The organism is Chloroflexus sp., from assembly GCF_056331925.1.
Window position 1 is genome coordinate 25,265 of the sequence record NZ_JBWGQH010000033.1, and the last position, 22,305, is coordinate 47,569.

Sequence of the window (22,305 nt, forward strand, 5' to 3'; positions counted from 1 at the left end):
GTCACAAGGAATCAATTCGGTCAGCGTTGACCAACAGGAGACAACTATGACACCCCCTAACATCACGATTGACAAAGAGATTGACGCTCGCGGCAGCCATTGTCCCGGTCCAATGATGGAACTGATCCGTGGGATCAAGAGTGTACCGGTTGGCTCGGTCGTAGCAGTCCTCTCCAGTGACCCCGGCTCAGCCAAAGATATTCCAATTTGGGTGGAGAAGGCCGGTCACGAGTTTATCGGCGCATTCCCAGAGCAGGGATATACCCGCTTTATCGTGCGTAAGACGCGCTAACTTAGGCCGCCAAGATGCGCAGAGGTCAACGCAACGACGCCATGGGGGCGATGCGTAACGACTCCGAATCATGACAGCCTGTTACCCTGTCCGTCGTTGCGTTTGAGTTTCGTTCTGGGTACGCCCCGTGTGGACGGCGCAAGGTTCGTGTTGGGTTTGCCCAGTACGCAGAAGGTAAAGACTATGGCAGTCAAACAGATTGTGGTGTTGGGCGGCGGGGTAGGCGGCACGTTAGTCGCCAACTTGCTCGCCGGCCAATTGACGCGCAAGCAAGCGCAAATTACATTGATCGACCGCACCGGGAAGCATGTCTATCAGCCCGGCTGGTTATACGTGCCGTTTGGTGGTGCGCCGCCGGAGCGTTGGGAGCGGAACGAACGTTCGCTGTTGCGTCGTTCGGTTGATTTGGTGATCGGTGATGCGGTGCGAATTGAACCAAATGAACGCTATGTTGAGATGGCCGATGGTGCGCAGTTGCCGTTCGACTACCTGATTATCTCGACCGGCGCCCGGCTTGATCCCGATGCGGTGCCCGGTTATCGCGAAGGTGCCCATCATTTCTATAGCGCTGAGGCAGCGTTGCGTCTGCACGCCGCGTTGCGTGAGTTTACCGGCGGCAAGGTGGTGATCGGCGTGGCTGATATTCCCTACAAGTGCCCGCCTGCCCCGCTGGAGTTCACCTTTTTGTTGGAGGATGAGCTGCGCAAACGCGGGTTGCGTGAAAAGACCGAGATTACGTACCTCTCGCCAATCGGTCGTGTCTTTACCATTGCGAGTGTTGCGACCTTTGTCACGCCGATGTTAGAAGAGCGCGGGATTAACTACGAGCTCTTCTTTAATCCCGAATCGATTGACCCAGTTGAGCGGACAGTCTCGTCATTGGAGGGCACGACCCTGCCTTACGATCTGCTGGTGTTGGTGCCGCCGCACCGCGGGGCGAAGATTGTCATGGATTCGGGGCTTGGTGATGGGCAGGGTTGGCTGCCCACCGACCGCGAAACGCTCCAGCACAAGCAGTTTCCGTATATCTACGGCTTGGGTGATGCGACCGATCTGCCGGTGAGTAAGAGTGGTGCTGCGGCCCACTTTGAGGCGAAGGTAATCGCCCACCGTATTGCCGGCGAGATTAAGGGCAAGCCGAGCGATGAGCGCTACCAAGGGCAGGTGATGTGCTTCCTTGAGACCGGGCGCGGCCAAGCGACCCAACTCGTCTTCGACTACACCCATCCGCCGCAGCCGCCTAAGCCAAGCGCCTACTACCATTACGAGAAGGCGCTACTCAACCGGGCCTACTGGCATCTGGTACCGACGGGTATTGTGTAAGGCGTTAAGCGCAAAGGCGCAAAGGTGTTTAACGCAACGCAACGGGTGCCGCCCGTAGGGGCACGGCATCGCCGTGTCCCCCCCCCCCGAAGGGCAACGGACTCCCCCTCTCCCGCGGTGGGGGAGTGGGCGAGGAGAGTGAGAGCTGCCTATATGAGCCGCGTTACCTGCGCTTCTTCCAAGCCCGCTTTGAACCGGTTACGGAGTGATGCATAACGCAGCGGCACCACGGCGTGTATATTGGTAGGTTCTGTCCACGTTCGGTTACGCCGTACACCGAGTTTACGCACAACTTGCGAACTCGGTGTAAAAATGGGTTTGAATATCCACATTTGTGAACAATCTTTCTGCTATACTAAGTTCTAGCGGATCGACGGTATCGTTAGGAGGTTGTACTGACCCAAACACGCGCACCGTCTCTCGCTGTAGGAACCATCTACGTGTCGTTATCGCAGTTGCCAAGGGAGGTTTCAATGTATCGTATTCGTTTCATGCTGGTTTTGTTCCTCGTCGCCATAACTATGACCGCTTGCACCCGCACCCTCTCGCCGGAGGAACAACAGCAAGTCGCCGATCTGCAGGCGGAACTCGAACGGGTGCGTGCGGAGCTTGCTTCAGCCGAAGCGAAGAGCGCCGGTGGCACCCGCACCCTCTCGCCGGAGGAACAACAGCAAGTCGCCGATCTGCAGGCGGAACTCGAACGGGTGCGTGCGGATATTACCTCGGCTGAAACGGCGAACGCCAAACTCGCCGGTGGTCTGGTGAAGGCATTGATCGAAGCCAGGCTAGAGATTTTGAAAACGACCGAGGCACTGATTCAACAGCGGATCCACGCCATCGAGGCCGGGGTACCGATAGAGATGACTATGACCGGAACCAATCCCGATCCTGAACTTGCCGCGCGATTGGCAGAAGAAATGACGAAACTGGAAGCTGATCTTGCGGCAGCGCGTGCGGAAGCCGCCAAGTATAGTGGTGGTCTGATTGCGGCAGTTACAAATGCAACGGTTGCTACCCATGAGCAAACGCTGGCGATGCTGCGACAGCAATACGTAGCGGCCAAATATGGGCTTGCCGTTCCCACCATTTCACTCCAGAACACCGGTGCTACTACCCCGGCGACCGTGCCAACGTCGGTGGATCCCGCTTCGATCCCGTCCGATATGCTCCCAAGTGATGTTCGCAAGGAGATCATATCGGTTCGATTGTTGGATAAGCGGTTTGATGACACCGATATCCAAGAGTATATCTGGTTTGATATTGAGTTTACGGCTGCTGGGTTAGATAAACCGGCGCGTGCGATCAAAGGGACGCTTATTTTGCAAGATCTGTTCGGCGAACCCCAGATGTACATCGGCTGGACTATCAATGAGCCACTCCAACCTGGTCAAGTGTTTGTCGAAAAGGGATCGGGTTTTCACTTTAATCGGTTTAGGAAGGAAGATCAGTGGGTATTGGCGACCAGCTTAAACGATATGACGGCCAGCTTCGCAGTGGAAAGTATTCTATATACCGATGGTACGCGGCGGGATTTTGATCCGCTGCCGTAGGCCGGCTGTGAAGGGGAAGGCGAGCGTGTGGCAGAGCCGGCGCTCGCCTTCTGCTGTTGGATGGGAGGGCATTGACCAGCGCAATCGGCGTAGTAATTGACGCTGATCGCAGTTCAGACTATAATACCGACCAACTCCCATCAACGAAGGTACATAGAAAGGATCGGCAATGCAGCGTTTCTTCCCCACACTCATCCTCATTGCAGTGCTGCTCAGTGCGTGTGCCAATCAAACTACCACCTCTACAGAGCAGTTCCCAACCCAACCGATTAACATCATGGCTCCGGCTTCGCCTGGTGGTGGTTGGGATAGCACGGCGCGGGCTATGCAGACTGCGCTCACTGCAACAACCGGCCAAACGGTGCAGGTGTATAACGTGAGCGGTGCCGGTGGTACGATCGGGCTGGCGCAGTTTGTCAACGAAGCCAAAGGTAAACCGCACGAACTAATGGTTGGTGGGTTAGTGATGGTCGGTGCGATCCAGACTAACAAAGCACCGGTCAATCTCTCACAGGTGACGCCCCTCGCCCTGCTGACGGCGGAGGCGGAAGCGATTGTGGTTCCCGCCGATTCAAAGTATCAGACGCTGCAAGAACTGATCGCCGATTTTAAGGCGAATCCGACGGCAATTTCGTGGGGTGGTGGTTCGGCAGGTGGCACCGATCATATTCTGGTCGGTCTGATTGCGAAGGCGGTCGGTGTGGCTCCCAATCAGATTAACTACATTGCCTATTCGGGAGGTGGCGAAGTGACTGCCGCAATCCTCTCTGGCGCCGTCACCGCCGGTGTGTCTGGTGTCTCTGAGTTTGCCGAGCAAGTCGCTGCCGGAACGATGCGGATGCTGGCGGTTTCAAGCGAACAGCGCATCGCCGGTCTCGATGTACCGACTCTCAAAGAAGCGGGGGTTGATGTAGCACTGATGAATTGGCGAGCTGTGTTTGGTGCGCCTGAGTTGACTCCCGCGCAGCGTGCTGCGATTATTGCTGCGCTCGAAAAGATGCGTGCCAGTAAAGAGTGGCAAGATGCGCTGAAGAACAACGGTTGGACCGACTTCTTCCGTACCGGTGATGAGTTTAGTGCCTTTTTGAACAACGAAATTACTCGTATCGGTGCGGTTCTCCGCGATCTCGGTCTTGTCCAATGAATCACCAACAACGCGCGTTGCTCTGGTTGCGGCTGGCCGCAGTTGTTGTAATGGGCCTGGGCGGGGTTGTTCTCGCTCAGACCCCGCAGATTGGTGAAAGTTCCGGTTTTACGGTAGTCGGCCCGCGGGTGTTTCCGACGATTATCGGGATCGGATGTTTGTTGTTTGGCGCATTGTTCTTCATACGGGTGACGGTTGCGCCAGACCACGACTTGATCGCCGAAGTGACTGCCGAGGAGGCTAGCACCGATTGGCCGATTACCTTAGTATTGCTCGGCGTTCTTGTCGGATATGCTGCTGTGCTGTGGCCACTTGGCTATGTGGTGGCAACTACCCTCTTCTTCCCTCTGAGCAGTCGAGTCTTGGGGAGTACGCATTGGCGACGTGATGTGCTGGTCGGTTTGGCTATCGGTCTGATCGTCTACCTCGCATTTACCCGCCTTCTCGGTATTCGCCTGCCCGCCGGAATCCTCAGCGGCTTGTTGTAGGATACAACTGTGGATGTCGTTAGCCAGCTTTTGACCGGTTTTGTCAATGCCTTGACCCCACAATATCTGGTATTGGCTGCGATTGGCGTCACCATCGGGACGGCAGTCGGTGTGTTGCCGGGGATCGGACCTGCGCTGACAGTGGCGTTACTGTTGCCGGTTACCTACAATTTTGATCCAACCGGCGCGTTAATTATGTTCGCCGGGATTTATTACGGTGGTATGTATGGTGGGTCAACTACGTCGATTCTGCTCAATACGCCGGGTGAATCGGCGTCGGTGGCGACGACCTTCGAGGGTTTTGCGATGGCAAAGGCCGGACGAGCAGGTGCCGCATTAGCGACAGCGGCAATCGGTTCGTTTGTGGCCGGTACCCTCTCTACCATCCTCCTAACCTTTGCGGCTCCGGCGTTGGCCCGAGTTGCGTTGCTCTTCCAGCCGGCCGATTATTTTGCACTGACCGTTTTGGCTTTCGTGAGTGTGACGGCGCTGGTCGGTTCGTCGATTATTCGCGGCATGATTAGCCTCTTCATCGGTCTCTTTTTCGGGCTAATCGGAATTGATGTCCTCTCCGGGCAGGTTCGGTTTACGTTTGGGATCGTCGAGCTGCTCGATGGCATTGATGTTGTGGTGGTGGCGGTTGGCCTGTTTGCTGTCGGTGAGGCACTGTACGTCGCTTCCCAACTGCGTCAAACGCAAGCTGAAGTACTGGGCGTGCGTTCGTCGGTGGGTATGACCCGAGAAGAGTGGCGGCGGTCGTGGCCGGCATGGTTGCGCGGTGCGCTGATCGGCTTTCCGCTCGGTGCCTTGCCTGCCGGTGGGGCCGAGATTCCGACCTTTCTCAGCTACACGGTGGAGAAACGACTCTCGAAGTATAAAGATGAGTGGGGCCGGGGTGCTATCGAGGGAGTAGCTGGCCCGGAAGCGGCGAACAATGCTGCGTTTTCCGGTGTGCTGGTGCCGTTGTTGACCCTCGGCTTGCCGACCTCGGCTACTGCTGCCATCCTGCTGGCTGCGTTTCAAATCTATAACCTCCAGCCCGGGCCGCTCTTGTTTCAAAAAGCGCCTGATCTGGTATGGACGCTGATCGCCAGTCTGTACATCGGCAATGTCATGCTGCTCATCCTCAATTTGCCGCTGATCCGGATTTGGGTCAAGATTTTGACCATTCCGCGCCCTCTTTTGTACAGCGGTATTCTCGTCTTCGGCACGCTAGGCGTTTACAGTATGGCCAACAGCTTTGTTGATGTCGTCAGCATGTACGTGATCGGTGTCATCGGCTTTTGGATGCGTCGGTTTCGGATTCCGGTCGGACCGGCGATTTTAGGTCTGATTTTACTACCGTTGGCCGAAGCACAGTTCCGCCGCGCCCTCGCGATTAGTCAGGGTGACGTGAGTGTGTTTGTGACCCGACCGCTGTCGTTTGGTTTGCTGTTGGCAGCGATGGTTGCTCTCGTTTTGCCCTACCTACCGGCGTTGATCAACCGTCTGACCGGTCGTCAATCGGCAGGTCGCTTGGTTTTTGGGCAAGGTGATGAGGATTGAGCACCTGTCGAAAAGCTGGATATGCCGGTACGCATATTCCTGCATACGCTGATCTTCTGTAGGCTCATACCCGCTTGTCCGATCTGCCTAGAGAAACGCAGATCGGACAACTCGATTGACTTTCCTACGGTGTCGTTCCCTTCACATCTCATCGAAAATTTCTTCTCAAATGGCGAGATAAGTTCACATTTGTGATATACCTATTTGCTACAATACACGTGATCGTTTTGTTGTTGGTCGCGGCGTCGATCTGAATTATGGAGCATAAGCCTATGACCACTTCCCACCCAACCGATCCGGTTGCCACGGCGGCGCACGTATTGCAGGCGTGGGTGGCTGCTGCCGTGGGCGAAACCATAACCGTCTCGCCCGATCTGGTAGCAACCGCGTGGCAGATCGCCGGTCAGTCGCCACAGGTGCAGTGGCCACCGTTGCCGGATCACCTGGCAAATGTCTTCACCCGATTGGTCGGTCAAGCACCGCCGTCGGCCTGGCAACCACCGACGGTCTTGCAGTGTAACGCTGATGCGCTTTTTCCGAGGGCGCAACCGGCTACGCCTACGGCTGCACTGCGCGATGGCTTACGTACTGGGCTCGCTACAGCAGCACAGGCCACCGATCCGGCCAACCGCCTCGAACTGCTCCTGAACGCGCTGCAACGCTACGGATCGGCCTGGCCATCACCACTGGCGACAGTGTCACTCTACGATCTTGCGCGGCTGCATGCAGCCGTCGCGGCGGCGTTGACCGATGATGCACAACAGCAGATCTGTCTGCTCGGCGGTGATCTGTCTGGGTTGCAAGAGTTTCTCTACAGTATTCCGGCGGAAGGCGCGGCACGTCAGTTGCGCGGGCGTTCACTGTATTTGCAGTTGCTTACCGATGCCTGCGCGCAATGGGTCTTGCACAAGAGCGGGATGCCGCTCTGTAATCTGCTGTATGCCGGTGGTGGTCAGTTCTATGCCGTGCTGCCGGGACGTTTCGCCAATGAGGTGTTGGCTTGGCGGCGCGAATTGGGGCAGGTGCTGCTTGAACACCATCGTGGTGTGCTCTATGTGGCGCTCGGTGCAACCGCGCCGTTTAACCCTGATCAGTACAGTGAGCAAACGTGGCACGAGTTGATGCGCGCGATTGACACCGACAAGCGACGACGGTTTGCAGCGTTGGACGATGCATCGTTTGCCCGTATCTTCCAACCGCGCCCACCACGACCGCCGCGCAGCGATGGCAAGGAAGCTCCCGATCCGCTCGGCGAGTCGTTAGCCGATTTGGGGCGGCAACTGACCCGTGCTGCTGTGCTGTTGGTCGATCCCCAGGCGTCGGCGGTGTCTGGGGCGACGTGGCGCAGTGTGGTGAGCAAATTGGGGGTGAATTACGAACTGACAGAACAGGTTCGCTTGCCGGTTGCCAAGCGGCGTGCATTGGCATTGACCGACGAGGTGGTGCCATCCGAACCGAAGCAAGCGATTTTGATCGGTCAGCGTTATCTAGTGGCCGAAGCCTACCGTTTGCAAGATGCCGATCTGTCGCGTTACCGTGAGCTTGATCCGGAGCAAGCCGAGGAACTCCGTACCGGCGATGTTGCCCCGTTCAACTTGTTGGCCGACCAGAGCAAAGGTATTCGCCGGATTGCCGTCTTGCGAATGGACGTGGATAACCTTGGTGATTTGTTTGGGCGCGGGTTACAGCGCCCCGCCGGGTTGGCCGGTTTAGCGGTGACTGCTGCGCTCAGTAGTGCGCTGAGTCGCTTTTTTGAAGGTTGGGTTGGCGAACTCTGTCGCCAGGTTAATGAACAAAGCCAGGGTCAGGGTGGGATCTATGCTGTTTACAGTGGTGGCGACGATCTGTTTTTGGTCGGATCGTGGCACGTGTTGCCCGAACTGGCCCGCACTATTCGCGCCGACTTTATCCGCTACGCCGGCGGTGCGGTGACGGTCTCGGCCGGAATTACCTTGCATCAGGCCGGTTATCCGCTCTATCAGGCGGCAGAAGATGCCGGCACTGCGTTGGAAGCAGCCAAATCCTACGAACATCCTGATGGGCGGAGCAAGGATGCGATTACGTTTTTGGGACAGACGTTGAGCTGGATGGAATTTGAACAGGCTGCCACCCTGAAAGATGAGCTGATCGATGTGATTGAAAGTGGTGCGCCGCGCAGCTTGCTCATGACGATCCAAGCGCTGGCCGTCCGTGCCCGCCAGCGGTTTAATCGGAGTGGTCAGGTGCAGCTTCTCGTCGGGCCGTGGGTGTGGCAGGGTGCGTACCAACTGACCCGCCTCGCCGAACGGTCGGGTGATCTACGTCCGCGGATCGAAGCCCTGCGCGAGCAGTTACTCAGCAGCGAAGGGATTGCGTCCCGCACCATCATTCCCGCCGGGTTAGCGGCGCGGTGGGCACAGTTGATACTCCGCGGGCGTGATACGCGGCGGTGAGACTGGGAAGTTATCGTTGGTGTGTCGTTAGGAACAGCAAAGGAGGTCGTTCATGGTGAATCATTCGTCGTCGGGTGAGCAACGCGAGCGGATGCCAATCAGCCCGGAAAAGCTGAAAACGATCCTTGGTGACAATACTCCCGAGGCAATCAATTTGCTGGTCAAAGAAGCAGATCGGCTAGGCAAAGCATTGAAGGAGAAGAATTTGACCACCTCGCAGATCCGCAACATTTTTGGTGAGGTCCGCTCGATTGAGCAAGAGGTGCGGGTTGGTACCGAGAAGCTACCGCCTTCCGTTCAGCGCCGTTTACTCATGCTCAAACCAAAGATGGCGTATCAGGTCGGACGCTTCGGTAACAATCAAGCGTTGAAGGACTTGGTCGAGACGCTCTCAGCAGCCATTGACCTGATTGGTGATGATGTCGAACGGTTTCATTCGTTCGTCGATCTGTTCGAGGCTATTCTCGCTTACCACCGTTTCTACGGCGGTCGCACCAATTAGTGATGAGGAGGTCGCAACCATGACACGCTCGGTTACGTTACACGGTCGCATCATCTTTCGCGCCAACATCGAACTCCTGACCGGTCTCCATATCGGTGGCGCTGCCGGTGGACTTGAGATTGGGGGCTTGGATAAGCCCGTGATCCGCAACCCACGCACCAATCAGCCTTATATTCCCGGCTCATCGCTGAAGGGTAAGTTACGTTCGTTGTTGGAAAAGGTCTACGGCGCACCGCAAACCTTCCGCGTCAACGATGGGGTCTTCGTACATGTGCCAACCAACGAGGAGGAATATCAGCGTTATCGCCCGATTGCCGGCGTGTTTGGTACCTTGCCTAGTTACAAAGAATTGACCATCAGTGTACCAACCCGCCTGGCGATGCGCGATGTACCGCTGACCGAAGAATCGGAAAAGGAGTTGCGTCAGTTACGCACCGATCTGCCCTACACCGAAGTGAAATGGGAGGCAGCGATTGACCGGGTGACATCGGCGGCAGCACCGCGTCAGATCGAGCGTGTCCCGGCGGGAGCGGTCTTTGGCCCGGCAGAGGCAGTCTATAGTGTCTACGTCGGTAACGGTGAGCAGGTGAGCGAAGTGGTGGCGCTGTTCGGTACGTTACTCGAAGCGTTTACCTATCTGGAAGAGGATTATCTGGGCGGAATGGGATCGCGTGGCAACGGCCACATTCGCCTGTGTGACGTAAACATCATGGCGCGTCGGTTGAAAGCCGGCAGCATCAGCGCGCCGCAAAACGTGGCGCAGGCCACTTCGCTGCGTGAGCTGGATCGTGAACAGGTGGTCAAGCGCTTACAGGGAATCTTTGCGGAGTAAGCGTATGCCAACCTTTACCGTCTATCGGCTTGTCCCTCCGCACAGCACCGCAACCCTCACCTTCCACTTCGGACGGCAGGGGATTGGGCTGGAAGAGACGAGCGAGACACTCGCTTCCGATTCACTGTTCGCCGCGCTGGTGGTGCAAGCGGCGCTGAGTATGGTCGAGGTTGGCGATGATGCCGTACCGGCGTGGGTGCAGCCGTTTGTCACCGGTATACCCCCACTCTGCCATAGTTCATTGTTTCCGGCCATCGGTGAGCTACCATTGCTACCGCGACCACTGTTGCCGTTGCGTCTCGCCGAGACGGCTACGGTGCAGGCGAAGCAGTTGAAGAAACTGCGCTATCTCTCACCGGCGTTGTTTACCGCCGTCTGTTGTGGTGAGGCGTTGCCGGCGACAATTATCGCGCTCCAACAAGGCAAAGTCTGGCTAACTGAAGCCGAGGCGCGCCGCTTGCCAACGCCGTGGCGTCCGGCTGCCAACGAGAGTGACGAGGCGTGGCGCAAACGGCTGAAAGTCACCCCGCTCTGGCAGATCGAAGCAACCCCGCACGTGACGCTTGACCGGCTTAGTGCAGCGTCGGCGTATTACGAAGTGGGGCGGGTCGTCTTTGCATCGGCGGTGGGACTGCACGTACTGGTCGCGTTTCACGATCCCGCCGCCCAACCCGTCTTTGAGCGATTGTTGACTCTGCTCGGCGAGAGTGGGTTGGGTGGGAAGCGAACTTACGGCTACGGTGTGTTTGCGTGGCAGCGTAGCACGCTCACCATCGACTTCCCCACACCGCATCGTCACGCCGTCTTGCTCTCGCGTTACCTGCCGACGCCCGCCGAGCTGGCGTTGGTTCGCGATCCGCGCTCGACCTATCAGTTGGTCTCCAGCAGCGGTTGGTTTCTGGCGGCCAACGGCATGACCTACCGACGCCAAACGGTCATGATGGTGAGCGAAGGATCGGTGTTGGCGATCAACGATGGACAACTCCCCCACGGGCACATCATTGATGTACGGCCCGACGATACGGTAGCACATCCGATTTATCGGAGCGGCATGGCGTTGGCTGTACCGGTGCCGGAAGTGTCATTCGAGAGCTAAGGCGGGCGTCTGCCCATGACAACCATCGTTGTCGGTTGTCGGTACGCTAGAGAGGAACCCTATGCCTGCACCTAATCGTGTGTATCGCTTGCAGATCGAAACGATCAGCCCACTCTGCATCTTGAGTGGCGAGCGCTTGTATGAGGAGGTCGATTTTTACGTCGATCCGAACGCCAAGACGACCTACGTCATCAATAGCAATGCCGCGCTTGAGCTGGCGCTGCAGCGGTGGGTCGGTCAGCAGCCTTCGCCTGAACAGCAGCGCGCCAGATTGATGGAGCGTAAGGAACGGTTGGAACGGCGCAAACAGCAAAATATGAACGAAATCAAGCAGTTTGATCAATCGCCGCCGCGTGATCCGCGCAAAGCCGAGAAAGAAAAACAGCGGCTGAAGACCGAGGCGGAGAAGATCAAACAGGAATTTGACAAATTACGCGCCGAATGGGAGGAGTTTGAAGCTACCGGCGGCCAGGGGCCGGCGGTACCACTGGAATTGTTGGCTAACAGCGGTGTGAGCGATCTTCTGACGAGCAAATTGCTGACCACTGCCGATTTCACCGCCGACTCACCGATTGTCCGCTATAGCTACACCGGTACGCCCGAAGTCAAAACCGGACGGAGTGAGATTCTGGCCTGTGTCAAAGATGTAACCGACCGCCTCTATGTGTCCGGTTCTTCGCTCAAAGGAGCGTTGCGCACCGTCTTGGCGTGGGCCTTAGCACCGACCCGCGCAGCACAGCAACTGCTGACCTTCACCAATGAGAAAGACAATCGTAAAGCTGCCGCTCAGATCGAGCGGGCAATCTTTCATGGACGCCAACAGCAAGACGGGAAGCGGGTGAGCCACGCACTTCTGCTCGACGTACTGCGCACCATGCATATTGGCGATAGCCGACCGCTTGCACAAGCCCCGGTGCTCTTACAGGTGCGAGTCTTTCCCAAAGGATCACCGATCACGGTCGAGGCCATTCCTGCCGGGGTTACTCTTACGGCGGTGATGCAGATCGAGCAGTTCCCGTTCCAGAGCAACATCGCTCGCCAGATCATCGATTTTGGTGAGTGGGCGACATACCTGCAACCGGCGCAGATCGCTGCGTGGGGACGGCAGCGGGCGAGAGCTTTGATCGAGTCCGAGCAACGCTACTTCAGTGGCCGCGCTGACGCAGCTAACCTGAGCAAGTTCTACGCCGACCTCAGATCACGCCTCGATCAGCTCGACGGTACGAATGCCTTTCTCACCCCAATCGGCTGGGGGGCTGGATGGCAATCGAAGACCCTCGCCGACCGGCTACGCGATACCCCTCAACGTGAAGAACAGTTCGTGCAGGCGGTGAAACAATACAACATGAAACTCAACCGCCAGCGTTCGGAGCGCTTCCGCGCCGGTGATGTCTTTCCGGCTACCCGCAAAGTGATCGTGCGTAACAAACAGGCTTTGTTGCCGTTGGGATGGGTGTGTATCACCATTGGTGACTGAGAGGAGCAGCGCAATGACCATCTTGATCCTGTGCAATATCGGGAACAGTGACCTGATTGCCGACGGTCAACGACCTTCCCGTCCGCGACCCGAAGGGCAGCAGCTCTGGGAAGAGTTCACCGCGCATCGGTTTGAGTTGCCGATCATTACGCCGTGCTTGGAGTACATCCGCAATCGGTATTCCAATGAACCGGCGCGCCTGATCTGCTTTTACACCGACCAACCCGAACGCCTGGAAACGAACCGACCGGATCGCTTTGGCGTGAGTCTGCGTGACAAAGACACGATCTGGTTTGCCCATATTGCCGCTCGCCTGGTGCGTGAGCAGTTTGCCGACTGGATCGTCGAGGCGCGCCCGGAGCGGATTGAAGGCACGCATGGGGCCGATATCAACCCAAGTATCTACGACGAGGTGTTTGAAGCCTATGCCGGTCTGGTAGCGCGGCATAACAAGCCGGAAGTAAGTACTTGTTACGTGCTCACTGCCGGTGGGATTCCCGCCTGCAACTTTGCCCTCCAACTGCAAGCTAGTATTGCTTACGCTGATCGTTGTCGGTTCATCTATCCACCGGAAGGGGGGCGCGTTACCGAGCTACGTATCGGTGAGAAGCTACAAGAATCGTTTCAGCGCGTCAATGCAATGGAGGCGCTCAAACGCCGCAATTTTCCGGCGGCCTTGCTCAGTGCGCGTAGCGCGAAGATGTCGGAGGCGATCATCTATCTGCTGGAGTATGCCGTTTATCGCGAAGCCTTCGATTTTCACCGCGCGCAGCATGCGATTGCATTGGCGGAACGGTGGGCGAGTGGTGAGTTGCGCGATCTCTGCGCTAGGTTGTACGATGATCTGCTACCCTTGATCAACAATAAAGACTCGGCGGCACTCCTCCGTGAGGTGGCCTATAGCGCCGAGATTGCTGCCCACAACGGGCGCTACGCTGATATGCTGGGTCGCATCTTCCGGTTTCAAGAGGGAGTGCTGCGGTTTGTGGTCGAACGCCACCTCGGTTTGCCGACCGATATGAGCAAAGCAGTGCGTGAGGCGAACCTGGCCTCCTATCTTGCTCAGATCGACGGCAATCCACATCTTCACCAGTACCTTGAACAGAAGACGATTGATAATCAGCCATTACGCTATCGTGACGGGCCAAACCGTCCGGTGATGCAGGCGATGCTTGAGTTCATCATCAACAGCGGCTTGCGCACCGATGGTACACCGTTTGCCAGCAAAAAAGATCGTGAGCGCCTCGCCGGCGTCAAAGCGCGCCTTGACCAGCTTGACCGTCTTGCCGAGTTGCGCAATCAGAGCGTGATAGCCCACGGCTTTGCCGGCGTTTCGCAAGATACGATCAATGAAGTGTACGAAGGGGGTGTAGCCAAGATTATTGACGATCTCCGCCATGTACTCCATCTGTTAGACATTCAACCGCCCAAATCCCAATCACCGTTTGAGCTGATTGCCGATAAAGTCGGTAGAGAATTGCAGTGCGGGGTGTAACGCGATGGAAGCACTTTTAGTTTGCAACGTGGGGAATCGCGATCTCGATTGCCCAACCTTACCGAAACAAACGAGCGAACGGCAATGGGCGCAAGCTGCGTTGGCGCAGTACGATAAGCTGCGGACAACGTTTCAGTTACGCATCATCGCCAAAGCCTTGCGCTATCTGGCCGAACAAAGCGTGACACTCGTGCGGGTAGTGCTGATCGCCTCCGATCAACCGGTTTCCGTCGGCGAACAGTTTTATCAAAGTGATACCGTGTATACTGCGCAGATCATTGCCCGCTTGCTCGCCGATGGCTTAACCCCCTACCCGCCGGTTGATCCGGCGCGCATCGAGACGTGGATCATCCAAGATGAACATGGAAACGGCTGTGACCCTTCGGACTACGACCTGACCCTGCGCTTTCTCGAGCGACAGTTGTTGAAATTGGCCGCCGAATATCCGAATCACACAGCATTTCTCGAAGTTACCGGGGGGACACCGGCAATGACCACCGGTCTGCTGATTGCCGGGACTGAAGCTTTCGGTGGGCGTACCGAAGTGCTGTCGATCCACCCCACCCAACCAATACCCATCGCTCTCAACACCGGTCGGCGTCTCTTGGCCGCCCCACTCCGCGCGACACTCCGTTCCAACACCAAAACCTACGCCTATAAGGCTGCCGCCGAAACCTTTCGCGAACAAGAATCGATCATCACCGACCGGCTCGACCCGGCGGCAGCGAGTCTCATTGCGCCGCTGCTAGACTACGCCCATTACCGTTTCAACTTTGATTTTGACAGCGCGCGCCGGGCGCTTGACAAGGTTCGCCCAAGCGGGGAGTGGGTGGATGCCATAAATCAGTTACGGGCCGAGGTCAGTGACACCGACCGCCACATGCGGTTGGCCGAGGTGGTCCACGCGGCAGCAGCTCGCTACCAGATCGGTCTCTACGCCGATTTCTTGACCCAAGTGGTACGCTTTGAAGAAAATCTACTACGTTTCCTTTGCTTGCAGCACGGGGTACGGTTCCGCAGTCGCCAACACACCATCGACGATGACGGTCCCTACCTCGACCGCGCCTGGCTGCAACAACAGCCGTTCATCCTCAGCCGAGATCGCGATCCGAGTCGTGATCTACCCGTCGATCGTTCGGTGCTCCGCGAACTCATCGATCATTTGTCCGACCCTACCGATCCCCGTCGGAAGCAACTGCTCAACGACATTGATCGGCTAGGGGAGTTGGTCAAACGGCGCAACGAATTGACCCATAACCTGGCCGGGGTGCAAAAAGTTGGGTTGGCCCGCGCCTTTGCCGGCCAAAAGGCTCTCGATACCGCTGCCGACGGTATTGTGCCACATTTGAAACAGCTCTATGAGCAGGTGTGTAACCGGCCACTGCCACCATTTCCCTACCAACATATCAACCGCCTCTTGGAGCAACTGCTGCGGTCGTGAGCCATACAGACCAAGAAGATACGCTGCTACAAGCCGTATATAATAGTTACAGAGCTATGGTACCTTAACAATTGCATCAACACTGCACAGCTCGCGAGGTACAGTATGCCGCAAGCTATCGTCTTCACCCTACGTCCGGCCAAAGCGGGACAGGCACCCGGTAATCTGAGCCGGGCCGCCCACGCTGCCGTGCTCCGGCTCATTCAGCGCGCCGATCCCCAACTTGCTGCACGCATCCACGACGAGCAAGGGCGCAAACCACTCACCGTCTCGAATATCTGGGGATTAGGTGGTGGTCCCTCGGTGCTCGTCGATCCCGAACGTGACTATCACTTGCGTATCACCCTCCTGAGCCCCGAACTCGAACAAATCGCTACGGAATGGACACCGGAACAGATCGGCGCGCTCGAACTTGACGGTCAGCCGTGGCGGGTTATTGCCCGGGCCAATACGGCTGCCGAGCATCCGTGGGCCAACCGAGCCGACTACCGAGAACTCGCCGCACCGCTGCTCCATCGCCCTGATCAATTACCCGTCACGTGGACACTCGAATTCGTCACACCGGTCACTTTTCGGCAGCGCGGCATGACGATGCCGCTCCCGCTACCCGATCTCGTCTTTGGGAGCCTCCTCGAACAGTGGAACGCCTCGGCCGACCTGGCGCTGCCTGACGAAGTACGCCGTTATGCAACCGAATGTTTGGCGATTAGTCGTTTCGACCTCCGCAGTGCTGCTGTACCGACAAGTGGGGGTGCGTTGCAAATCGGCGCGGTGGGGCGGTGTACCTATCGGGCAATGACCGGTGATCGATACTGGCGCGCCTGCATCGCTGTGCTTACGACATTCGCCTTTTACAGCGGCGTTGGCGCCGGCACCACACGGGGGTTTGGGCAAGCACGACTGGTCCCGGCTCATCGCCTCAACCTAGACCAACGACCCGACAATGGCGACCCTCTACGTGATTGAACAAGGTGCTGAACTCGGTTGCGATGGCGAACGGATCGAAGTGCGCCGAGGGGCCGACATCATTGGCAGCGTGCCGCTGGTCAAACTTGACGACATCGTCATCTTTGGCAACGTCGGCATCAGTACTCCGGCGATGAAACGGCTGCTCGACCGCGGCATTGAAGTCACCTTCATGACGGTTGACGGGCGTTATCAGGGTCGCCTCGTCGGGCAGGTCACGGCGCATGTCGCTCTACGCCATGCGCAATACGCCTGTGCCGCCGATCCGGCACGAGCACTCGCCCTTGCCCAACGGTTCGTCGAGGGCAAACTACGCAACCAACGCGCACTCCTCCAACGCTTCAGCCGCAACCGTGCCGAACCACCACCGGAAGCGCAGACAGCGGCAGATGATCTTGATGCCTATATCAAGCGGGTAAAACGCACAACTCAACTCAGCTCCCTACTGGGGGTAGAAGGCAGTGCAACCGCACGCTACTTTGCCGGGCTACGCAGCCTGATCGGGCCGGAATGGTCATTCAGCGGACGCCAACGGCGCCCACCACCCGACCCGGTCAATCTTCTCCTCTCGCTCGGCTACACCCTCTTGGCGCACAAAGTGCTAGGGGCGGTACAGGCAGCCGGGTTTGACCCATACCTCGGCTTCTTACACAGCCTTGACTATGGGCGACCTTCGCTTGCGCTCGACATAATGGAAGAGTTTCGTCCAATACTCATCGACTCGCTGGTCGTGCGCATCTGCAACGACGGGCGCATCCGACCCGAACACTTCCGGCCGGGTGAAGGTGAGCGACCAATTATCATCACCGACGAGGGCAAACGGGCATTTCTCACCGCGTTTGAAGAACGCATGCGAACCGAAGCCACCCATCCCGAAGGCGCGGACAGTGGGCCGGGCAAAGTACCATACACGCGCTGCATCGCGTTACAGGCCAGACGACTAGCGCGGGTTGTGCGTCAACGCACCGACGACTACGAGCCATTTGCTGTTCGATAATATAAGGAGCGGTTCCATGCTCTACCTCATCAGCTACGACATCAGCGTTGATCAGCGACGGCTCAAGATAGCCAAACTGCTCGAAGGGTACGGCCAGCGCGTCTTAGAGAGTGTCTTTGAATGTGACCTCGAGGTGAATGCCTATCGCCAGCTCAGACAGAAACTCAGCCGGCTCATTGACGTAGCCGAAGGCGACCGATTACGTATCTACCAACTCTGCGGCATGTGTCGACGTAACGCCGAGATCATTGGAGAAGGGCCACCGCTAGAGACGAGTCATGAGGTGTACATCTTCTAAGCGGCGCGGGATCGCAGCAGAAAGCGAAAAATCCCGGCAATACCCGATGATGATCACCGAAAATGCTTGACAACGAGTGGAACATCAGCGGCCACCGCGCGAATCGTGCTCTGGAGAGCATTGCTAAGCGGTAGATGATGTGGTTGGTTCAAAACACCAAAATCCCCGTGAGGGGATTGAAATTATGTATACTGATATTGATTAAAGGTGGTCAAATTTAAGTTCAAAACACCAAAATCCCCGTGAGGGGATTGAAATATCCACTGCCGGACGGCGTCGCGCAATGATGCGCGATTGGTTCAAAACACCAAAATCCCCGTGAGGGGATTGAAATAGATAATCCGGGTGTCGCCAATCGAAGCGGCCTCTGTTTGCGTTCAAAACACCAAAATCCCCGTGAGGGGATTGAAATGTAATCTAACAACTTGGGGTTTACTTGCACGAATATTTTTGTGTTCAAAACACCAAAATCCCCGTGAGGGGATTGAAATACGAGCTATTTTTAATCGTTTACCAGGTTCGAGAAGCGTTCAAAACACCAAAATCCCCGTGAGGGGATTGAAATCGTCGCCGACAGGCGACGTTTTGCTTTCTCTACTTTATCTAGTTCAAAACACCAAAATCCCCGTGAGGGGATTGAAATCGGGTACGGGCCTTGATTCGTATTCCTTGTAGGTCTACGTTCAAAACACCAAAATCCCCGTGAGGGGATTGAAATGTAAGAGCACGAACGAGCTTACGACCGTCCACGCGGCGGGTGTTCAAAACACCAAAATCCCCGTGAGGGGATTGAAATGTCACCATATCCCCTGCGGCGCAACATTTCATGTTGCGCGTTCAAAACACCAAAATCCCCGTGAGGGGATTGAAATTGATGTTGCGCGAGCGATTCAGATTCTGGAAGACGCGGTTCAAAACACCAAAATCCCCGTGAGGGGATTGAAATCTCTATGAGCAAAGCGTTTTGGAATCGCAACAACTTGCGGGTTCAAAACACCAAAATCCCCGTGAGGGGATTGAAATATGTAGTGTATGGAATGATCCATGCCTTGCTGCGTCGACGTTCAAAACACCAAAATCCCCGTGAGGGGATTGAAATCCACACTCCTATTTGTCATAGGTCGACGACGGGTGCACGGTTCAAAACACCAAAATCCCCGTGAGGGGATTGAAATGGTACACGTATCGGAGCTTCCACCTGCAAGGTTGATACGTTCAAAACACCAAAATCCCCGTGAGGGGATTGAAATTGATCACTTGCTAAAGCGTATGTGTACTGAAACTGGTTAAGTTCAAAACACCAAAATCCCCGTGAGGGGATTGAAATTGCGGTGCTGTGGAACGTCGATTGCGTACACGTGCACCGGTTCAAAACACCAAAATCCCCGTGAGGGGATTGAAATGTCTTACTCCTTTCCTTGTGCTGCGTTCCGCAGTTTTTGTTCAAAACACCAAAATCCCCGTGAGGGGATTGAAATGGATCAAAAAAAAGAGGAGCGACAACAAAGGGAGCAGGAGACGTTCAAAACACCAAAATCCCCGTGAGGGGATTGAAATCGATTTCTCGTAAGACGAGTTCCCCTTTTTTGTTTTTTCTGTTCAAAACACCAAAATCCCCGTGAGGGGATTGAAATCTAGTTTCGCCTACCAGTTTCACAACCATTGCTGTCCCCTTTGTTCAAAACACCAAAATCCCCGTGAGGGGATTGAAATAACGAAAATTTGACATTTTGCACAATATCCGCCACTATACAAGTTCAAAACACCAAAATCCCCGTGAGGGGATTGAAATAGACGCGTACAAGGGAGTACGTGTGGTCGAAGGTTGGGAGTTCAAAACACCAAAATCCCCGTGAGGGGATTGAAATATGTGATTGCGCAGATCAGCGATGCTATGCTGCGCGAACTAGGTTCAAAACACCAAAATCCCCGTGAGGGGATTGAAATGTGGTGTGGTCGTGTAGTGGCATCGGTGACATGATTGCAGTTCAAAACACCAAAATCCCCGTGAGGGGATTGAAATCTGATCTTTTCCACTTATCCGTCCCTGACGAGTTTATCCAAGTTCAAAACACCAAAATCCCCGTGAGGGGATTGAAATCCAGGTGCGGTCCCTTGGTTGTGGTTCCATGTCTGTGTTCAAAACACCAAAATCCCCGTGAGGGGATTGAAATAAGAATCACGTATTACACGGGGAACACCAGAACCTTCCCGAGTTCAAAACACCAAAATCCCCGTGAGGGGATTGAAATAAAAAGTAAAAATGATTGCCTAACCGATCGCGCTTATCATGTTCAAAACACCAAAATCCCCGTGAGGGGATTGAAATGAAGACCAACAACCCTTCTGCCTTTTTGCCCCCCTTGAGTTCAAAACACCAAAATCCCCGTGAGGGGATTGAAACCAAGAAGGGAGGTTACACAAATGTACCGCAATAATTCAGTTCAAAACACCAAAATCCCCGTGAGGGGATTGAAACTCGATTTTGACTTACAGCAGCGGATTTTGCACGAACTGTGTTCAAAACACCAAAATCCCCGTGAGGGGATTGAAACCCCCGCTACCACAATCGCCCCAATCCCCCGCTGTACCACGTTCAAAACACCAAAATCCCCGTGAGGGGATTGAAACCTACGGGGAATGGGTTTGATTACGCATATCCAAACACTCCTTTGTTCAAAACACCAAAATCCCCGTGAGGGGATTGAAACGAGAAGAGGGACTTATTCAGAGATATCTTCTAAGAATTGCGTTCAAAACACCAAAATCCCCGTGAGGGGATTGAAACCTCTCCGTTCGGCGTGGCATCCACGCAGTGGAGTCCGTCGGTTCAAAACACCAAAATCCCCGTGAGGGGATTGAAACTAATCAAAAAAACCTCCGTTCTGGAAAATCACAAATCCGGTTCAAAACACCAAAATCCCCGTGAGGGGATTGAAAGTTGAGGACCAAGCTGTCCTCCGGCGCTGCGCTGTAGTGGGGTTCAAAACACCAAAATCCCCGTGAGGGGATTGAAAGTGTTTAACCTTCTTCTCTTCCGTTATCTCTACTATACCACGTTCAAAACACCAAAATCCCCGTGAGGGGATTGAAAGGGAAATCCAACATCGCTGAGTAAATGCACGATCATGTGGGTTCAAAACACCAAAATCCCCGTGAGGGGATTGAAAGGTAAGATGCGCGGAAACCCAAGCCCCGTGATAATATGTTCAAAACACCAAAATCCCCGTGAGGGGATTGAAAGCCACCACCACAGACACAGCGGGATTTGCTAGTTCATTCAGTTCAAAACACCAAAATCCCCGTGAGGGGATTGAAAGATCTTCAATGTTCGAAAGATGGTCCAATCCGTCAACCGGTTCAAAACACCAAAATCCCCGTGAGGGGATTGAAAGCCACGATTGCAGTTACCAAATCCGACAGCGTCATTCGAGTTCAAAACACCAAAATCCCCGTGAGGGGATTGAAACGCCAGAAGGTGGGCGGACGCCAGCGAATTCTTTTGGTTCAAAACACCAAAATCCCCGTGAGGGGATTGAAACACAGACGGTTTCCCTCCACGCCCACACCATCACTCCCGTTCAAAACACCAAAATCCCCGTGAGGGGATTGAAACAAAAGAGGGAGGTCAAGTATGAATTACGCGCGTGAAATTAGTTCAAAACACCAAAATCCCCGTGAGGGGATTGAAACCGCGCATTGGGGTATACCGTTGCAAATGAAACTGGAAAGCGGTTCAAAACACCAAAATCCCCGTGAGGGGATTGAAACCCCTTTGTAGTCTCCCGCCAGAATACGTGTTAGCTCTTTTGTTCAAAACACCAAAATCCCCGTGAGGGGATTGAAACCAAGCCAACCATTCACCACCACGGGGATGACAGCGGTACGTTCAAAACACCAAAATCCCCGTGAGGGGATTGAAACCTAGTAGATAAAACGGTAGCAAGACAAACGTTCTTTTACGTTCAAAACACCAAAATCCCCGTGAGGGGATTGAAACGGTATTAACCGGCGCCCCTACTTTTATCAAGTGTGGTGTTGTTCAAAACACCAAAATCCCCGTGAGGGGATTGAAACGTACTATACAACACCAACCTTTAAAGTCAACAGTTGACATGTTCAAAACACCAAAATCCCCGTGAGGGGATTGAAACTAAGGAGGCTCAATGGTTTTCTATTCAACTTTTTTGTCGCGTTCAAAACACCAAAATCCCCGTGAGGGGATTGAAACTCATTATTTTTCCGTCCTCTAGACACTTTAACGTTACGATCACGTTCAAAACACCAAAATCCCCGTGAGGGGATTGAAACCGGTAGCTCCCCCGAACTGGTGCCTCCAGCTTCGGGGACGTTCAAAACACCAAAATCCCCGTGAGGGGATTGAAACCAGTTTGGCGGTGGAGGACACCCTCACGCTGCTGGATGTG

At 55.3% G+C, this 22,305-nt stretch carries 17 protein-coding genes and 1 CRISPR repeat array; of the genes, 16 read left to right on the top strand and 1 reads right to left on the bottom strand.

Annotation, left to right across the window (positions count from 1 at the left end):
• Positions 1-46 precede the first annotated feature (46 nt).
• The 3 genes from AC01ZF_RS15460 to AC01ZF_RS15470 all read left to right on the top strand — a co-directional run bounded on the left by AC01ZF_RS15460 (position 47) and on the right by AC01ZF_RS15470 (position 3,165).
• Positions 47-292, top strand: coding sequence for a sulfurtransferase TusA family protein (locus AC01ZF_RS15460; RefSeq protein WP_424675768.1), 246 nt, complete (start codon positions 47-49; stop codon positions 290-292).
• 183 nt (positions 293-475) lie between these two features.
• A complete protein-coding gene (locus AC01ZF_RS15465; RefSeq protein WP_428132749.1) occupies positions 476-1,615 on the top strand; it encodes an NAD(P)/FAD-dependent oxidoreductase in 1,140 nt (379 codons plus the stop codon).
• 473 nt (positions 1,616-2,088) lie between these two features.
• Positions 2,089-3,165 (top strand): hypothetical protein, encoded by a 1,077-nt coding sequence (locus AC01ZF_RS15470; protein ID WP_476575480.1) that lies wholly within the window; start codon positions 2,089-2,091, stop codon positions 3,163-3,165.
• Here AC01ZF_RS15470 and AC01ZF_RS15475 read toward each other — a convergent pair.
• Positions 3,121-3,354, bottom strand: coding sequence for a hypothetical protein (locus AC01ZF_RS15475; protein ID WP_476575481.1), 234 nt, complete (start codon positions 3,352-3,354; stop codon positions 3,121-3,123). The genes AC01ZF_RS15470 and AC01ZF_RS15475 overlap by 45 nt on opposite strands.
• Here AC01ZF_RS15475 and AC01ZF_RS15480 point away from each other — a divergent pair.
• The 13 genes from AC01ZF_RS15480 (at position 3,335) to cas2 (ending at position 17,878) form a co-directional block, all read left to right on the top strand.
• The gene (locus AC01ZF_RS15480; protein ID WP_476575482.1) at positions 3,335-4,309 is read left to right on the top strand and encodes a Bug family tripartite tricarboxylate transporter substrate binding protein; all 975 of its coding nucleotides are present in this window, start codon (positions 3,335-3,337) and stop codon (positions 4,307-4,309) included. The two genes, AC01ZF_RS15475 and AC01ZF_RS15480, sit on opposite strands and share 20 nt — an antisense overlap.
• Positions 4,306-4,797, top strand: a complete 492-nt coding sequence (locus AC01ZF_RS15485; protein WP_428112864.1) for a tripartite tricarboxylate transporter TctB family protein — start codon at positions 4,306-4,308, stop codon at positions 4,795-4,797. The genes AC01ZF_RS15480 and AC01ZF_RS15485 overlap by 4 nt, the downstream gene beginning before the upstream one ends.
• 9 nt (positions 4,798-4,806) lie before the next feature.
• Entirely contained in the window at positions 4,807-6,342 is a 1,536-nt protein-coding gene (locus AC01ZF_RS15490) for a tripartite tricarboxylate transporter permease (protein WP_428112863.1), read from the top strand.
• A gap of 272 nt (positions 6,343-6,614) precedes the next feature.
• Positions 6,615-8,774 (top strand): type III-A CRISPR-associated protein Cas10/Csm1, encoded by a 2,160-nt coding sequence (cas10, locus tag AC01ZF_RS15495; protein ID WP_428112862.1) that lies wholly within the window; start codon positions 6,615-6,617, stop codon positions 8,772-8,774.
• A 52-nt stretch (positions 8,775-8,826) separates the two neighbouring features.
• A complete protein-coding gene (gene csm2 / locus AC01ZF_RS15500) occupies positions 8,827-9,276 on the top strand; it encodes a type III-A CRISPR-associated protein Csm2 (RefSeq protein ID WP_428112860.1) in 450 nt (149 codons plus the stop codon).
• Between the two features lie 19 nt (positions 9,277-9,295).
• On the top strand, positions 9,296-10,108 hold the full coding sequence (gene csm3 / locus AC01ZF_RS15505; RefSeq protein WP_476575483.1) for a type III-A CRISPR-associated RAMP protein Csm3: 813 nt from the start codon (positions 9,296-9,298) through the stop codon (positions 10,106-10,108).
• 4 nt (positions 10,109-10,112) lie between these two features.
• Complete coding sequence (gene csm4 / locus AC01ZF_RS15510; protein WP_428112858.1) at positions 10,113-11,204, top strand: type III-A CRISPR-associated RAMP protein Csm4; 1,092 nt, start codon at positions 10,113-10,115, stop codon at positions 11,202-11,204.
• A 61-nt stretch (positions 11,205-11,265) separates the two neighbouring features.
• Entirely contained in the window at positions 11,266-12,681 is a 1,416-nt protein-coding gene (gene csm5 / locus AC01ZF_RS15515) for a type III-A CRISPR-associated RAMP protein Csm5 (RefSeq protein ID WP_424675757.1), read from the top strand.
• A 13-nt stretch (positions 12,682-12,694) separates the two neighbouring features.
• Positions 12,695-14,176, top strand: a complete 1,482-nt coding sequence (locus AC01ZF_RS15520) for a hypothetical protein (protein WP_476575484.1) — start codon at positions 12,695-12,697, stop codon at positions 14,174-14,176.
• Positions 14,177-14,180: 4 nt separating this feature from the next.
• Positions 14,181-15,617: a hypothetical protein gene (locus tag AC01ZF_RS15525; RefSeq protein WP_424675755.1), complete on the top strand. Its 1,437-nt coding sequence runs from the start codon at positions 14,181-14,183 to the stop codon at positions 15,615-15,617.
• Positions 15,618-15,722: 105 nt separating this feature from the next.
• The gene (cas6, locus tag AC01ZF_RS15530) at positions 15,723-16,583 is read left to right on the top strand and encodes a CRISPR-associated endoribonuclease Cas6 (RefSeq protein ID WP_424675754.1); all 861 of its coding nucleotides are present in this window, start codon (positions 15,723-15,725) and stop codon (positions 16,581-16,583) included.
• A complete protein-coding gene (gene cas1 / locus AC01ZF_RS15535; protein ID WP_424675753.1) occupies positions 16,561-17,580 on the top strand; it encodes a CRISPR-associated endonuclease Cas1 in 1,020 nt (339 codons plus the stop codon). Before cas6 ends, cas1 begins: the two co-directional genes overlap by 23 nt.
• Before the next feature lie 16 nt (positions 17,581-17,596).
• Complete coding sequence (gene cas2 / locus AC01ZF_RS15540; protein ID WP_424675752.1) at positions 17,597-17,878, top strand: CRISPR-associated endonuclease Cas2; 282 nt, start codon at positions 17,597-17,599, stop codon at positions 17,876-17,878.
• A 146-nt stretch (positions 17,879-18,024) separates the two neighbouring features.
• Positions 18,025-22,265: a CRISPR direct-repeat array (repeat unit 37 nt; unit sequence GTTCAAAACACCAAAATCCCCGTGAGGGGATTGAAAT).
• Positions 22,266-22,305: the final 40 nt, after the last annotated feature.